The sequence below is a fragment of the Paenibacillus sp. FSL R5-0519 genome, from assembly GCF_037974275.1.
GTDB lineage: Bacteria > Bacillota > Bacilli > Paenibacillales > Paenibacillaceae > Paenibacillus.
The window spans coordinates 6,469,004-6,484,073 of the sequence record NZ_CP150234.1 but is presented as its reverse complement, the minus strand read 5'-3'; the positions used below and the strand labels follow the sequence as shown (position 1 = coordinate 6,484,073).

General features: G+C 48.1%; 13 protein-coding genes. 9 read left to right on the top strand and 4 right to left on the bottom strand.

Annotation, left to right across the window (positions count from 1 at the left end; all coding sequences use genetic code 11):
* Positions 1-7: 7 nt before the first annotated feature.
* The gene (locus MKY73_RS29190) at positions 8-1,999 is read right to left on the bottom strand and encodes a M1 family metallopeptidase (RefSeq protein ID WP_339304913.1); all 1,992 of its coding nucleotides are present in this window, start codon (positions 1,997-1,999) and stop codon (positions 8-10) included.
* A 101-nt stretch (positions 2,000-2,100) separates the two neighbouring features.
* On the opposite strand from MKY73_RS29190, the gene MKY73_RS29185 reads away from it, so the two are divergent.
* Complete coding sequence (locus MKY73_RS29185; protein ID WP_339304911.1) at positions 2,101-2,604, top strand: YwhD family protein; 504 nt, start codon at positions 2,101-2,103, stop codon at positions 2,602-2,604.
* A gap of 190 nt (positions 2,605-2,794) precedes the next feature.
* Here the strand turns inward: MKY73_RS29185 and MKY73_RS29180 are convergent, their stop codons facing one another.
* Positions 2,795-4,873: a PBP1A family penicillin-binding protein gene (locus MKY73_RS29180; protein ID WP_339304909.1), complete on the bottom strand. Its 2,079-nt coding sequence runs from the start codon at positions 4,871-4,873 to the stop codon at positions 2,795-2,797.
* A 200-nt stretch (positions 4,874-5,073) separates the two neighbouring features.
* Between MKY73_RS29180 and MKY73_RS29175 the strand changes: the two genes are divergently transcribed.
* From MKY73_RS29175 to speB, 3 genes are read left to right on the top strand one after another with little or no spacing between them, the layout of a single operon-like run.
* Positions 5,074-5,253, top strand: a complete 180-nt coding sequence (locus tag MKY73_RS29175) for a hypothetical protein (protein WP_339304907.1) — start codon at positions 5,074-5,076, stop codon at positions 5,251-5,253.
* A 31-nt stretch (positions 5,254-5,284) separates the two neighbouring features.
* Positions 5,285-6,112, top strand: coding sequence for a polyamine aminopropyltransferase (gene speE / locus MKY73_RS29170; protein ID WP_339304905.1), 828 nt, complete (start codon positions 5,285-5,287; stop codon positions 6,110-6,112).
* A gap of 14 nt (positions 6,113-6,126) precedes the next feature.
* Complete coding sequence (gene speB, locus MKY73_RS29165) at positions 6,127-6,996, top strand: agmatinase (RefSeq protein WP_278297424.1); 870 nt, start codon at positions 6,127-6,129, stop codon at positions 6,994-6,996.
* A 421-nt stretch (positions 6,997-7,417) separates the two neighbouring features.
* On the opposite strand, the gene MKY73_RS29160 is transcribed toward speB, so the two are convergent.
* The gene (locus MKY73_RS29160; protein ID WP_017691304.1) at positions 7,418-7,549 is read right to left on the bottom strand and encodes a hypothetical protein; all 132 of its coding nucleotides are present in this window, start codon (positions 7,547-7,549) and stop codon (positions 7,418-7,420) included.
* A 393-nt stretch (positions 7,550-7,942) separates the two neighbouring features.
* Between MKY73_RS29160 and MKY73_RS29155 the strand changes: the two genes are divergently transcribed.
* The 5 genes from MKY73_RS29155 to argS all read left to right on the top strand — a co-directional run bounded on the left by MKY73_RS29155 (position 7,943) and on the right by argS (position 13,467).
* Entirely contained in the window at positions 7,943-9,130 is a 1,188-nt protein-coding gene (locus MKY73_RS29155; RefSeq protein WP_339304903.1) for a hypothetical protein, read from the top strand.
* Positions 9,131-9,348: 218 nt separating this feature from the next.
* Positions 9,349-10,830 (top strand): alpha-N-arabinofuranosidase, encoded by a 1,482-nt coding sequence (locus MKY73_RS29150; RefSeq protein ID WP_339304901.1) that lies wholly within the window; start codon positions 9,349-9,351, stop codon positions 10,828-10,830.
* Positions 10,830-11,099, top strand: a complete 270-nt coding sequence (locus tag MKY73_RS29145) for a DUF6171 family protein (RefSeq protein ID WP_237178610.1) — start codon at positions 10,830-10,832, stop codon at positions 11,097-11,099. The genes MKY73_RS29150 and MKY73_RS29145 overlap by 1 nt, the downstream gene beginning before the upstream one ends.
* Before the next feature lie 266 nt (positions 11,100-11,365).
* Complete coding sequence (locus MKY73_RS29140; RefSeq protein ID WP_017691299.1) at positions 11,366-11,791, top strand: DUF1934 domain-containing protein; 426 nt, start codon at positions 11,366-11,368, stop codon at positions 11,789-11,791.
* Positions 11,788-13,467: an arginine--tRNA ligase gene (gene argS, locus MKY73_RS29135; protein ID WP_339304899.1), complete on the top strand. Its 1,680-nt coding sequence runs from the start codon at positions 11,788-11,790 to the stop codon at positions 13,465-13,467. The genes MKY73_RS29140 and argS overlap by 4 nt, the downstream gene beginning before the upstream one ends.
* A 286-nt stretch (positions 13,468-13,753) precedes the next feature.
* Here argS and MKY73_RS29130 read toward each other — a convergent pair whose 3' ends face one another.
* Positions 13,754-14,908, bottom strand: a complete 1,155-nt coding sequence (locus tag MKY73_RS29130; protein ID WP_339304897.1) for a S8 family peptidase — start codon at positions 14,906-14,908, stop codon at positions 13,754-13,756.
* Positions 14,909-15,070 lie beyond the last annotated feature (162 nt).

The window sequence follows — 15,070 nt, the reverse complement described above, 5'->3', positions numbered from 1 at the left end:
TTCCACCTCACCATGACAGACCTCCGAATATGGCTTCTATTAGTTTGGTTACACTCATGCTCCAGCGGGACTTCGTCTGCTCATCCAGTCCGGATTTTAGGAAATTGTTCATATGGCGGTTCTCCAGCACGATCGTGTACAGGGGATCGGTCATGGCCCAGGCTACGGGGGATGTGTGCGTTAATTTATAGGTAATGCGATCTTCTATGCCATCCCATTGCTTGGTGAGGGTATGTCCGTCTTCAAAAGCAATGCGAACAGGAACGGCGTTGTAATCACTGCCTTTTTTGACGATCGTCACGGATGACTCGTACCATGTTTGACCGTCTTTCTGTACAGGCGTAACACGAATCTTCTCCACAGCAAAGTCAGCCATTCCATTACCGTAGACGTATTGGTCAAAATAATCAGACCAGGACGTGCGGGTCACTTGTTCCACAACGTTCTGAAAATCTGCCGTAGTGGGATGTTTGAAGCGGTACTTCTTCACATAGGTAGAGAGAATGCGTTCCATCTTTTTTGTGCCGACTTGATGTTCAATACCAAGCAATACAAGCTTGCCACGTGTGTAGACATTGGCTGCATACTCATTCTGTGAATCGAACTTCCAGGATTCTTGTGTTAAGGATGAAGGAGACGTAATCAGGCCCGATTGTACCGGCAGATTCGGAATCAATCCGTATTCCTGCTCCATCAATTTGTCTTCTGCATAAGAGGTGAATCCCTCATCCAGCCAGGCTTCCTCGAATTCGTTGCTGGCAACCATGCCGTAGAAGTACTGGTGTCCGATCTCGTGGACTACGGTACGTTCCAGGTCATAACCTGGAGTAGTGTCATCGGCTCCAAAGGCCGTTACCAGCGTAGGGTATTCCATACCTCCAGCACCGTTCCCCGCTTTGGGTGGAACAACGATGGATAAGGTAGCATAAGGATACGGGCCAAACCATTTGCTATAATTGGCTAGTGCGGCCTTCGCGGCGTAGAAATAACGTTCCTTCAGATCCTGATGAGCAGGATCCAAATATAACTTGATTCGTACACCAGGCACATTGGGTGCAGAGAAGGGCTCCTCTGCGTACACAAAATCGGGTGAAGCTGCCCAGGCGAAATCATGCACATCATCGGCATAGAATTGATAGACTTTTTCTCCGTTCTTCACCACGGCTTGTTGCGTTGGAAATCCGGTAGCAGCAACTTTGTATGTTTCAGGCACCCGAATACGCACACTATATATACCGAAGTCGGCGTAAAACTCTGAATTGCCATGGTATTGGTGCAGATTCCAGCCTTCCGTTGTCCGTCCGCGCCTGCCCACAGGTTCATAGGCACTTAATTTGGGAAACCATTGACCTGCCATGACAAAATCATCAGCAGTTCCCATCCGGGCAAAAATCTTTGGCAGATTCACTTGGAATCGGGTGTGGAGTGTAATGCTTTCTCCGCCTTTGACGGGTTTGGGTAAGCGTACTTTAATGAGGGTGGTGTCCTTGATATTTCCGTCATCTGGTTGCACATACTGCATCCGGTGCAGCAGAGAGAGCCCGTCCTCCGTTTTCATTTCGGTAATATTCATGGAGCCATAACCGTTGGTAGGCATGACATCACCCCGAAGTTTTCCGCCGGATTCCTTCATAAAGGTGGTGTCAGCAGAAGAGAAGGCGTTGGGATACATATGAAAATAAAGCTCGTTGACGGTTTTTTTACCTGGATGTGTCCAGGTAATCGTCTGAGTCCCTTCCAGTACGTTCCCTTCGACCAGTTTTACATCCATGTGATATTCCACAACACGGTTGCTGTACACTTCGGCAGTAGGGGTCTGTACACTTTCTGGAGGTGCTGGGGTTGGGGCTTTTGCCTTAGGCTTGCCCGATTCCGGGGCAAGTGTTGGCAATCCGGAATGAGTTGAGTGAGTATAACCCAGAGTGATCCATATCCCTCCGGCCAGCACACACAGGGCCAGGGATGCGGTGAGCCAGCTCTTGGCGCGTCGTGGAATCATCGATAAATACCTCCCGTTGACAAGCATCTACAGCATGTATATGTTTGCAATGGGCCGATTATTAGTTAAAATATTTGTATCAACCCTTGGAGGCTATAAACATGGACCAAAACGAGCAAAACGGCAAAAAGCAGATTGCCTTGAATATCGTTAGTGCAAAGAGCAAGCATAAAGGCTTCGGTGCAGGCTCCATTGATCTGAATAACCTATCTCCGGTCATTATTGACAATGGCGAAGCCAAAATTGATATTGGTGCGATGCATGCGAAGAGTAAAGTGGAGCGCAATATCAAGTTCTCGACGAATCGTGAGGATGTACCCAACGGACGCCAGGTATGGCTGGTGTGGGTAGCTGTAGATCGCACGGAGCAGGGGCAACTGTATGGTGGAGCAACGGCATGTGAGATGTGGATCGATACAGAAGCGAGACGTGGATGGAAACTGCTGGCTGAACATGTGAATCGCATGGATTATGCCATGAAGCGCCGTTTCATGCTGGATGAACTGGGGCCGGAAGATAAGGCTGCACTCAAGACGCTGCTGATCTCGCATAACGAAGAATGGTGGAATGCTTCTCCAGATGAATTGAAAGACGCACTCGCCTAAGGCAGATCATTTAATAAGTAAAAAAAGCAAAAAGGCCCCTTGACCGGAAAGTCGGTTTGGGGTCTTTTGCTTGTGCATTAACCATATTCATCGATCTGAATAATTATGAGTTTTCATCCGTAGTGAATTTCCAAATGCCCAATATACATAGTGGTCATAGGTGACGCAATTAAGTCATTGCGCATTTGCGTCATTCTACCCACCAACGTTTGAAATCACCCCACCAGGAATGTTTTTCTTCCTGTATGCCTTGTTGATTCTCTACCTGACGGGCCTTCTCATCTTCTTCAGACTCCGAATCATCCGTCGTACCATGACATACCTCTGTTGGTTCTGTGCCATCAATAAAAACTTCTAGCCGTTTCTCTTCGCAACCGTTGCCTGCCAGCTTGCCGGAATCCGGGTCAATATAGACACTTACGACGTGATCAGGAACAGTGAAAATTTTGGGTGGTACGCTCGCGAGCGCCTGCTCTGTGAATTGGGCAAAGATTGGTGCCGCGCGGCGGCCGTCCGAAGTCGATATGGCTTTGCCTTGGTCATATCCAACCCATACGGCGGTAGAAAGTTCTGGTGTGAATCCAACGAGCCAGGCATCCGTATTGGTTGTGCCTGTCTTTCCGGCTACCGGACGTTTAATTGTAGCAGATACCCGGTTACCGGTTCCTCCATTTTCGAATACACTTTCCATTAATCGAGTTAGTACATAAGCTGCCGCAGGTTCCACAACGGTCTCAGCCTTGGTTTGAGGCGACTCATAGAGTACACGTCCTGCTGCATCCGTCACTTGCAGAATGGCGACAGGCGGCGTCCGTTGTCCACCAGCAGCAATGACGGAAAAGGCCGACGCCATCTCCAGCGGGCTGACAGGTGACGTTCCCAGTGCAAGAGAAGGTACGGCGCTCAGGTTGCTTGTAATGCCGAGGTTTTTCGCCATACTCACAACCTGCTCAGGACCGATCTGCATAATGGTGTTCACTGCATAGATATTGTCTGAAGCGGCGATCGCTTGTCTAAGGTCAATCTCACCCAGATACTTGTCTCCGAAGTTGCCGGGTTTATAGGTCTTGCGGTCATTGTCGTAGTGAAACAGTGTAGGTTCACTATTAAATATGGATGCACTGGTGAGCTGTTTGGACTCCAGGGCAGCCAGATACATAATGGGTTTAAACGCCGAACCTGGCTGGCGGGTTGTCGCCAGTACATGGTTAATCTGATTGGTGCGGTAATTCTTACCGCCCACCATGGCTTTAATGTAACCCGTCCGAGGGTCGATGGACACCAGAGCCGTCTCCAGCTCACTTTTGGCATCCATACCCTTCGCTATGGCGTCTTCCGCTGCTTTTTGTACACGCAGATCCAGTGTGGTGTAGATGTTCAATCCTCCGTGATCCAGCATCGCTTCACTGATTCCCAGCTCTTTGATGGCCAGATTCCGGATATAGTCACGGAAATACGGGGCGCTTTCCACCGTTTTACGCTCACTTTCCGGTTTGAACACCAGCATTTGCTCATAAGCTTTATCCGCTTCAGCTTGGGTGATCTTGCCGATATCAGCCATGGCATTCAGTACAATCTTCTGCCGGTCTTTGGCGTTTTTCATATGGTTATAGGGTGAATAGTAGGTTGGCCCTTTTGGGATGCCTGCCAGCATGGCGCTCTCTGCGAGATCCAGCTGTTTGGCGGATTTGCCAAAATACATTCGCGAAGCTGCTTCGATTCCGTATGCACCATGCCCATAATAGATTTCATTCAGATACATCTGTAAAATTTCATCCTTGCTGTATTTCATCTCCAATTGCGCCGTGTACATGGCTTCTTTTGCTTTGCGAGTCCATGTTTTCTCATGAGATAGATATAGATTGCGCGCCAGTTGCTGGGTCAATGTACTCGCGCCTTGCGACATCTGCATATGTTCGAGGTTAACGAGCACGGCCCGTCCCATTCCTTGAACGTCAAAACCGTAGTGATTATAGAACTTGCGATCCTCTACAGCCAGAGTGGCGTTGACGAGATTCGGAGCGATATCCTCCAGTTGAACCGGAACAGAGTCTTTGCCACCGGCGGAGAAGGTAGCGATCACTTCCCCTTGACTGTCCAGCAATCGGGAATTCCGATCAGAGTCTGCGAGGGGCAGGCTGGTTGCGTATAGGTAGACCAATCCTGCAGCGGTAGCAAGCATGGCGAGCACGGCGAGCAGAGACAGGTTTTTAATGAATTTACGTACACGGAACCCGCGTTTGCGGGTCTTTTGATTTGGCTTGGTCATGGAACGGGCTCCTCTCTTTTCTTCCAGTATGGGACTTCATTGGCAGGGATATTCAATCAGGTGCATAAGCAGACAAAATGTAGCGTTTTCGCCGCAAAAACCGTTTTGCAGTATAAACGTCAATCGCGTATAATGCAAAAGGGTAATGAAAAGGTAAGATTCGGCACAAGATACTAAAGCGCGTAAGGACGAACAGACGAATGGTCATTGATTCATTGATTAGTCAGACGCTTGCACGCTCTGGTCAATTTAATCTATATAATGAAGTGAACCGCGGACTTTTCCCGCAGGCCAGCAATCATAACGTGATATGGCGCCGAACGCTGGACGTGCTTGGGCGAACCGATTATAGTGCATCGCACTTGATCGGGTATGGCTGATCATTAACTTTACGGAAAGAAGGTAGAGATTATGGAATTGTGGTTTACGGAGAAACAGACCCCGGTATTCGGGATCACCGCGAAGATTAAGCAGACCTATGTTACAGAGAAAACCGATTATCAAGATTTGGCCATGGTAGAAACCGAGGAATTCGGTAACATGTTGCTTCTTGATGGCATGGTGATGACGACCGTAAAAGACGAATTCGTATATCACGAAATGGCGGCACATCCTGCGCTGAACACTCACCCGAATCCGAAAAAAGTTCTGGTTGTCGGTGGCGGCGATGGCGGGGTCATTCGTGAAGTGATCAAGCATGCTGCTGTAGAAAAAGCAGTTCTCGTCGAGATCGACGGAAAAGTCATTGAATACTCCAAAAAATATTTGCCTGAAATCGCCGGCAAGTTGGACGAGCCTAATGTTGAAGTGCTTGTCAACGACGGCTACATGCATATTATTGAACATAAAAATGAATACGATGTGATTATCGTAGACTCTACAGAGCCTGTAGGTCCGGCTGCTCCATTGTTCGAGCGCGGTTTCTACCAAGGTATCTATGAAGCGTTAAAAGAAGACGGAATCTTCGTTGCCCAAACGGACAACCCGTGGTTCAAGGCGGATCTGATCCAGAAGGTGAACAAAGACGTCAAAGAAATCTTCCCGATCGTACATGTGTACGGCTGTAATATTCCAACCTATCCAAGTGGTTTGTGGACATTCACCATGGGTAGCAAGAAACATGACCCGCTCGAAGTGGATGAGAACCAAATCCCGGAGATGGATACCAAGTATTACTCTCCGCGTCTGCATAAAGCAGCATTTGTACTTCCTAAATTCGTGGAAGATTTAACGAAATAAAGGGGAAATCATTAATGAAACTGGATCAAGCCTATTCAGGAAACGTATTTATTTGCAGCTCTGAGGATTATGAGAACTCGAAAGCAGTTATCTATGGTATGCCCATGGATTATACTGTCAGCTTCCGTCCGGGTTCCCGTTTTGGCCCATCTCATATCCGTCAAGCATCGGTTGGACTCGAAGAGTACAGCCCATATCTCGACAAAAGCATCGTAGACATGACGTACTTTGACGCTGGAGACTTGCTACTGCCTTTCGGTAACGCGGGACGTAGCCTTGATGTAATTCATGAATACATCGGCAGTCTGCTTGCTGATGACAAGTTCCCAGTTGGTCTCGGTGGCGAGCATCTGGTTACTTGGCCAGTCATCCAACAAATGTACAAGAAATACCCGGATCTTATCCTGATTCATATTGATGCACACGCAGACCTTCGTGAAAATTATGAAGGCGAGCCATTGTCCCACTCCACGCCAGTGCGTAAAGCAGCTGAGTTGATGGGTGGCCAAAACATCTATCAGTTCGGTATCCGTTCTGGTTCCCGTGAGGAGTTCCAGTATGGTCGCGAGAACATCAACTTCTACCCATTTGAAGTGGCAGCTCCGATGAAGGAAGCTCTTCCGAAGATGGGCAACCGTCCAGTATATGTGACCATCGACATCGATGTGCTTGATCCGTCAGCAGCTCCAGGAACAGGTACAGCAGAAGCGGGCGGCATTACGTCCAAAGAACTGCTGGAAGCCATCCATATGATCGCCGGATCTGATGTAAATGTAGTTGGTTGTGACCTGGTTGAAGTAGCACCAATCTATGATCCCACACAACAGACACAGATTGTAGCTGCGAAGCTGATCCGCGAAATGCTGCTTGGATTCGTGAAATAACACAGAATAATTGATAAAGATAACGCTCTCTGTCTGCGCTGTTTCAAATTAGCGCAGGGAGGGCGTTTTTTTGTTCACGTTTATCCCTGTGTCCTCAACTATTCTAGCCTAAGGAACGGAATTGATTGTTGGACCAAAAGTATTCTGGCAAACCAAATAACGAAGTTAAATTAAGTTAACTTAACTTAATTTAACTTTTGGAAAGAGCTATGCTATACTGACTACATAAGTATTCAGTAGTATATGAATTGATATATTACATTCGTGAAGTATATGGTGATCGGGTTCGACCATATACTAAAAAAGAGTCTTCACCGCGCCAACGGCAAAGACTCTTAGGACCCGAAAGGCCGTGGATTGCCACGGCGCGCATGAACTAAATAATGCTATTCAAGCGAAACCCACCGTCAGGCTTCCGACCTTATGAGGTGGGTTTTCGCTTGCTACGAAACTTTTTGCGTAACCAACGGTAAAGCTTTCGTCCACTCAGTACAATACTGAGGATCGCAGCAATCCATCGGATCACATCAAGCAACGCCACAAGTTTGACCATCGACGTCACCCCCTCTCGGGAAGCTGCGCCGTGATCTGGAAAACATCCACCGTTATTCAAAAGTCCATAATATAGATTATAGCACGTATGTTCCTATGCCTCTACCATTTATTACTTGTCTTAGTATAGGCTTTCATATGCAGATATCTTGCCTTGGCATGACTCCATCTTAATATTTATGCCTTTTCTTATGTATCAGTTTTGTTATCCTTTCTGTGGGGACTTATCCCATTTAACTTAGAGTACATAACGTTTGTTGATGCACCATCCTTGCCTACATGATCCAATCATGGGTAAAGGTGGTTTTTTTCTTGCGAAATTGTCATCGAAGTGCACCAGATTGTTACGTTATCATCACCCGATTTGGGTAAAACCATAGAAGGAGGTGTTACGATGACAACCAAGAGTACAGTGACATGGAAACGGATTGGTGCACTCGCATTATCGTTAACGCTGGCTTGGGGGATGGGACCGGTACATATGCTTTCAGGCGCAAACGCTGCATCCTCGCAGGCATGTGGAAAGGGAGATCACGGACTAGCTACTACACTGAAAAAAGGTAGCGGCGTGGAAGAGCAGCACCTGCAATTTACAGACATTGATTTTCTTAATGATACGACTGGACGAGCTGGGGGTGAAGGCTTCCTGATCGGAACCTCAAATGCAGGATGTACGTGGCAGTCCATATATACCGGACAGTGGCAATTTACACAGCTTGATTTTCCGAATAATGTGAATGGATATGCGTTGGCCCAAGTGAAAAATTCACCTGCAACCTATTTGATCCGTAGCCATGATGGGGGATCGCACTGGACGCGGCTCGATACGCCGGGCATTCAATTCAAGCGAATCGATTTTCGCAATAAAGATGTAGGTTATGGTTACACCTATAATGGTGCATATCAGACGAAGGATGGCGGGGTAACCTGGAGCAAAATGAATACACCTGCCAACACGCGTGCAGCCGCCTTTATCACAGAAAAGCAAGGATATGCCGTGGTGGTTGTACCCGGATCGGGATATCATTTGAAGCAAACGAGTGATGGCGGCAAGAACTGGACAACCTCTCTTCGAGTTGTCTCAAACACATGGAGTGGAGCGGATCTCTATGCACATGGTCAGCAAGTGTGGGCCCTTCTGTATGGTGATGCAGGCATGTCCCAACAATCGTACTCCCTCTATGCGAGCGGCAATCAAGGTAAGAACTGGACCCAAGTATTTGCGCAATCCACAGCAGGAGGAGGTCCTGCGCCAGGTACAAACAGTACGGGTAAAGGAACCGGACCTGCCAATCCAGGTGGTCATCCAGGTAACATGGCGTTGATTGGTAACCAGACAGCTTATCTGTCTGCAGGTTCACCAGCAGCTGGAAAAGTGGGTATTGGACGTTCTTATGATACAGGTTCCACGTGGAAAAACGTTGACTTGAAAGATCCGGGGTACAGTTCCCGTATCTCTTTCCCATCGGCCAAGACGGGTTGGCTCGTCGTAACAAGTGATAAGTCCCCTGCGATCTATCAGACTACAGATGGCGGAACAACGTGGACACAAAAAATGTTGTTGCCTTCAGAGCAGGATTAAATAGCCTCTTAATCTGAAATAACAACAGAGCAAATCCAAATTAGAAATGAATGATAATCAATCTGGTATGTCTCTGCATGGATATCTATAATGAATGAGCCTCTTCCTGGCTAATGATGTGGGAAGGGGCTTGTTTGTGTAGAAATAAAAACGGTTGAAACCTGCTTTAAAACAAGTTATTGTAAGCGATAACAATACATTATATGGAGGTTGAAATCATGGTTGATGTTATTCTAAAGGCAGATTCAGACCAAGGATTAATAAATCGCAATATATATGGTCACTTTTCCGAACACTTGGGACGTTGTATTTATGAGGGGCTGTGGGTAGGAGAAGATTCACCTATTCCGAATACGGATGGAATTCGAAATGATGTATTGACGGCCTTGCAGAAGCTTAATGTTCCAGTCCTTCGTTGGCCGGGCGGTTGTTTTGCCGATGAATATCACTGGAAAGATGGTGTGGGTCCGAAAAGTGAGCGTGCTCGTATGATCAATACGCACTGGGGTGGCGTGGAAGAGAACAATCACTTTGGTACGCATGAATTCTTGAGATTATGTGAGTTGCTCGGCACCGAGCCATATATCAGTGGCAACCTGGGTAGCGGAACCGTGCAGGAAATGCAGGAATGGGTAGAATACATTACGTTTGATGGCGAGTCTCCTATGGCGAACTGGCGGAAACAGAATGGCCGGGAAGAACCGTGGAAGCTGAAGTATTTTGGCGTGGGAAATGAGAACTGGGGATGCGGCGGCAATATGCGTCCTGAATATTATGCGGATGAATATCGTCGGTATGCTACATATGTACGTAATTATTCCGGGAACCAGATTTATAAAATCGCTTGTGGCCCGAACGATAGTAACTATGAATGGATGGAAGTGTTGATGCGGGAAGCTGCCCGTTTCATGGATGGCATCAGTCTTCATTATTATACAATTCCGACAGGTGTGTGGGAAGACAAAGGGAACGCTACCGGTTTTGGAGAGGCTGAATGGTTTACCACGTTAAAGAAAACGCTGTTTATGGATGAATTGCTTGTGAAGCACTCCGAAATCATGGATAAATATGATCCAGAGGGCAGAGTCGGCATTATTGTGGATGAGTGGGGAACGTGGTATAACGTTGAGCCGGGGACCAATCCGGGCTTCCTCTACCAGCAAAATACGATGCGGGATGCAGTTCTTGCAGCGGTGAACCTTAACATTTTCAATCAGCATAATAAACGGGTACAGATGGCCAATTTGGCTCAGATCGTGAACGTGCTTCAATCGCTTGTGCTCACGGAAGGGGACAAAATGCTCCTGACACCTACGTATCATGTATTTGATATGTATCAGGTTCATATGGATGCGCAGCGGCTGGATTTGAATTATGATAGCCCTGGGTATACTTTCGGAGAAGACACCATTCCTCAGCTCAGCTTATCAGCGTCCCGCAACAAGGATGGGGTCATTCATGTGACAGCTTGTAATCTGAGCCACACGGATGAATTGGAAGTCGTGTGTCAGCTGGACGCAGCCCAAGCGGCTAAAGTATCCGGGCAGATTCTGCACCATACTGATTTTGGCGCATTCAATACCTTTGAACAGCCGAATCATGTTCAGCCTGTGGCGTGGGAGGGACTCACACTCGAGAATAACACCTTGCGTTTTGTTCTTCCTCCAGCATCGGTTGGGGTCATCGCTATAGAGGGATAATGATGAAAAGGCAGGAACCTTGCAAGGGTTGTAATGATCAGTATGATGTGAAGATTAGCGATGCCAAAATGGCCAGACTTGTTGAGATTGCTTCACGCTCGCGTCCGACGGTACAGGATGAGGAATACGAGCGGCGGCTATCCATCTGCTCTGCCTGTCCGGGATTGCAATATGGCACAACTTGTCGGCACTGTGGCTGTCTTGTACAGGTGCGAGCGAAGTTGAGCGAGTCGACATGTCCTTTTCCTTATGAATCACAATGGGCCTGATCGGATGAATGAATATTACTATAATGAAGCAAAAGGGAGTTGCACTTTACAGGGTGTAGCTCTTCTTTTTTGGCTTGATGAGGAAAAAACTCTGAATTTGGATTTGAATTGAGCGAGGGAACTGGATATAGTTATACAGTAGAGTGTAGGATAGCGAGCTATCCGGGAATATGAGCGCGTATAGCGACACAACAATACGGGAAGGGCTGTTCTCACCGGCCGTGCCTGATTTTGCGTCGCCTCGAATATAATGGAGGTTAACATTCATGTCGAACATGCGACCGGTACACATCCGGCTGCACAGCCGTTATGAAGGTGAAGATGTGCTGCAGGAAATGCAGGGTGAAGCCGTGTTGAAAGGGTCTGTTCTTTATGTTCGTTATGAAGAACCGCAGGTTGGACCCGAGGGAGGCACAACTCGTACCACATTGAAGCTGGGTGGACAATCCATCAAGATTATACGTCATGGTGAAGTGGAATCGGAGCAGACTTTTGAATTGAATCGGAAGCTTCCTGGTTTCTACCGATCACCATACATGTCGTTTGCCCTGTCCACGCATACACAGAAGCTGGAACTTTCCATTCAGGGATTGAGCGCACGCGCAGCGTGGAGCTACGACTTTTACCGCTTTGATGAAGAATCCGGACATTTCGCGATTAGTTTGCATATACAGGAGGAACCAATTTCATGACACGTAATCCATTAGATACGATTAACGAACGGGTAAGCACGGCCATCGGCAACGCCATTGTGGCGGCCGGAATTGTTACGCAGGAAGAATTGCCAGCCATTACATTGGAAGTACCGCGTGAGAAGACACACGGGGACCTGGCGACCAATGCTGCCATGCAGCTGACCAAGATTGCCAAGCGCAATCCGCGCCAGATTGCTGAAGAGATTATTGCCAATCTGAATCTGGCTGAAGCAGGAATCGAGAAGGCTGAGATTGCCGGTCCAGGATTTATTAACTTTAAATTGGACAAGAGTTACCTTTATCCAGTGCTTGCACTTGTGCAGGAGCAGGGCAAAGACTACGGAAGAATTAGCATCGGAGAAGGGCGCAAAGTCGAGATGGAGTTCGTCAGTGCCAACCCGACAGGCAGTCTGCATCTGGGTCATGCCCGTGGAGCAGCTGTAGGTGATGCTCTATGTAACATCCTTGACTACGCTGGATATGAAGTAACCCGTGAATACTACATTAATGATGCAGGTAATCAGGTGTTTAATCTGGCGCGTTCCATTGAAGCTCGTTATCTGCAAGAGCTGGGTCAGGATGCTGAGATGCCTGAAGATGGTTATCACGGTGAAGATATTAAAGGATTTGCCAAGCAACTCGTTGCTGAAAAGGGTGATGAATTACTGTCCATGCACCCGGGTGACCGTGCAGCATATTTCCGTGACTTTGGACTGGAGAAGGAATTGGACAAGATCAAACGTGACTTGAATCGCTTCCGTGTTAACTTTGACATCTGGTTCAGCGAGACTTCCCTGTATGACAACGGAGAAGTTCTGCGAGTGCTTGATGAATTGCGTGACCGCAATGAGATCTATGAGCAAGATGGAGCAACTTGGCTGAAAACGATGCAGTACGGTGATGACAAAGAACGTGTGTTGATCAAGAACGATGGTACGTATACTTACCTGACACCAGACATTGCTTATCACCGCGACAAATATGCGCGTGGATACGACACAATGATCAACATCTGGGGTGCGGATCACCACGGATATATTCCACGGATGAAAGCTGCGATGCAAGCACTGGGCAATGACCCTGAGAAACTGGTCGTTTTGATTGCACAGATGGTGAGCTTGTTCCAGAACGGTGAGAAAGTGAAGATGTCCAAGCGTACAGGTAAAGCTGTAACGATGGAAGATCTGATGGATGAAGTCGGCATTGATGCCATCCGTTACTTCTTCACAATGCGCAGCATGGACTCCCATCTGGACTTTGATATGGACCTTGCGATTTCGACATCCAATGAAAATCCGGTATTCTACGTACAATACGCGCATGCGCGTGTATGCAGCGTATACCGTCAGGCTGAAGAACAAGGTATTGAACTGCTGCCACTGGAACAGATCGACCTGTCCAAGCTGACAACAGAGCACGAGTATGACCTTCTTCGCAAAATGGGAGAACTGCCTGAAGAAATCTCGGCAGCGGCAACAGGATATGCGCCTCATCGTATCATCCGTTATGTATACGAGCTGGCATCCCTGTTCCACAGCTACTACCGTGCAGAACGTGTCATTACGGAAGATGCACAGCAAACTCAGGCACGTCTTGCACTGATCGGTGCTGTGCGTACCGTTATCGCAACGGCGCTTCGTCTGGTAGGCGTAAGCGCACCGGATAAAATGTAAATTCCAGGCTTGCGGCCTGCCGCCGCTCCGCCTTAATTAAAAAGTCTCCGTGTCCGCGTTGTGTCTTCAACGTGGTACATGGAGACTTTTTTTTGTTTTGTACCCGGAGCTGAAGAAAACGAATTTCCCTATCTAAGGTACGCTAGCCTCCCCAGACATCACAGCGGGTGCCACTTGAGGATTCAGCCGCAAGCAAGATCCCTTCGCACATTCAAGTCGGGGGTGGGTTACTGTGATTCGCCAAACATCAATCCAAACGAGTTCTGCTAATGGTTAGATAGCCTACTCACTCTTCGCCCTCCTGCATTAGCTTCAGGGCGTCAATCTCACCGCCACGTATTTTGGTTTTCGCTGTGGTAGTCTTGCGGGCTCGCAGTGGGATCGTAGCACGTTTGACGAGGGTCTTGATTTCACTGGGGGATAATCCCGGATGCTTAGCAAGCAGCAAGGCGATAGCACCGCTCACATGCGAGGTTGCCATGGAAGTGCCGCTCATCTCGTGATGCTTGCCTTGCACCCACGAGGAGACAATCTTATCACCAGGTGCATAGACATCCACATATGCGCCACGATTGCTGAAGGAAGCAATCCGTCTGTTTTTGTCAGTTGCTCCGACAGATATGGTCTGCGGATAACGTGCTGGATAATCAATACTGCGTCTTTTGCCATCGTTTCCTGACGAAGCAACAATGACGATTCCGGCATGGTACGCACGATTGACAACGTCAAGCAACGCCTTGCTGCGTGTTTTCATGCCAAAGCTCATATTGATGATATCGACCTTGTTGCGCACACACCAATCGATGCCAAGCACAATGTCGGATACATAAGCCGATCCGTTGTGGTCGAATGCCTTCACGGGATAGATCAGGGACCGTGGAGCTACACCAATCATGCCTGCGGTGCTGTTGGCTGCGGCGATGGTCCCCGCAATGTGGGTGCCGTGTCCGTTATCATCATGAGGAAGCAGGCTGCGGTTTAACAGATTGATTCCGCGTGCCAGGGAATATCGAAGATCAGGATGGTGATAATCAGCACCGGTATCAATTACACCGATTTTGATCCGGTGACCTGTAGATACAGACCATACTTTGGGTGCCCGAATCTGCTTCACTCCCCAGGGTATGCCTTGGGCATTGCTCGGTTTGCTGTGGAGTGCGGTGGCGTGAAGGGAGATGGGGATGTCTTCCTCAATCGTAATCTCATCCCCATAGCGGTATAAATCCTCCGGGCGTTGTACTGTAGCGATAATGGAACGAGCTAGTCGCGAGGAGCGGACGGCCCCAAGGTCGGTAAATTCATTCCGCATTCGGGATAATTCCACGAGGCAGGCCTCGTACTGCTGCGGTTTGGCAAATCGGATCAAATATCGCCCTCCCTGTTCTGGTTCAGGGCGTCTCATTCCGTCAATTAATTGATGCAATAAACCAGTATAGTCCATAATGGGCAGCCCCCTTCGGGATGAACATGCTGAGGTATTCTATGAATGCGCTCATCCCGCCGCATGGGGAACTTGCCCTTTTTTTATAAAAACACATTCACTTCGTGTCAAAACGGGCGCAGGGACATATGATGGATGGAGAGCTAGAGGGCTCTTGCGGGG

Bases quoted from the DNA above. Each gene is read 5' to 3' on its own strand.
- MKY73_RS29190 (WP_339304913.1), bottom strand. From the start codon at position 1,999: ATGATTCCACGACGCGCCAAGAGCTGGCTCACCGCATCCCTGGCCCTG.
- MKY73_RS29185 (WP_339304911.1), top strand. From the start codon at position 2,101: ATGGACCAAAACGAGCAAAACGGCAAAAAGCAGATTGCCTTGAATATC.
- MKY73_RS29180 (WP_339304909.1), bottom strand. From the start codon at position 4,873: ATGACCAAGCCAAATCAAAAGACCCGCAAACGCGGGTTCCGTGTACGT.
- MKY73_RS29175 (WP_339304907.1), top strand. From the start codon at position 5,074: ATGGTCATTGATTCATTGATTAGTCAGACGCTTGCACGCTCTGGTCAA.
- speE (WP_339304905.1), top strand. From the start codon at position 5,285: ATGGAATTGTGGTTTACGGAGAAACAGACCCCGGTATTCGGGATCACC.
- speB (WP_278297424.1), top strand. From the start codon at position 6,127: ATGAAACTGGATCAAGCCTATTCAGGAAACGTATTTATTTGCAGCTCT.
- MKY73_RS29160 (WP_017691304.1), bottom strand. From the start codon at position 7,549: ATGGTCAAACTTGTGGCGTTGCTTGATGTGATCCGATGGATTGCTGCG.
- MKY73_RS29155 (WP_339304903.1), top strand. From the start codon at position 7,943: ATGACAACCAAGAGTACAGTGACATGGAAACGGATTGGTGCACTCGCA.
- MKY73_RS29150 (WP_339304901.1), top strand. From the start codon at position 9,349: ATGGTTGATGTTATTCTAAAGGCAGATTCAGACCAAGGATTAATAAAT.
- MKY73_RS29145 (WP_237178610.1), top strand. From the start codon at position 10,830: ATGATGAAAAGGCAGGAACCTTGCAAGGGTTGTAATGATCAGTATGAT.
- MKY73_RS29140 (WP_017691299.1), top strand. From the start codon at position 11,366: ATGTCGAACATGCGACCGGTACACATCCGGCTGCACAGCCGTTATGAA.
- argS (WP_339304899.1), top strand. From the start codon at position 11,788: ATGACACGTAATCCATTAGATACGATTAACGAACGGGTAAGCACGGCC.
- MKY73_RS29130 (WP_339304897.1), bottom strand. From the start codon at position 14,908: ATGGACTATACTGGTTTATTGCATCAATTAATTGACGGAATGAGACGC.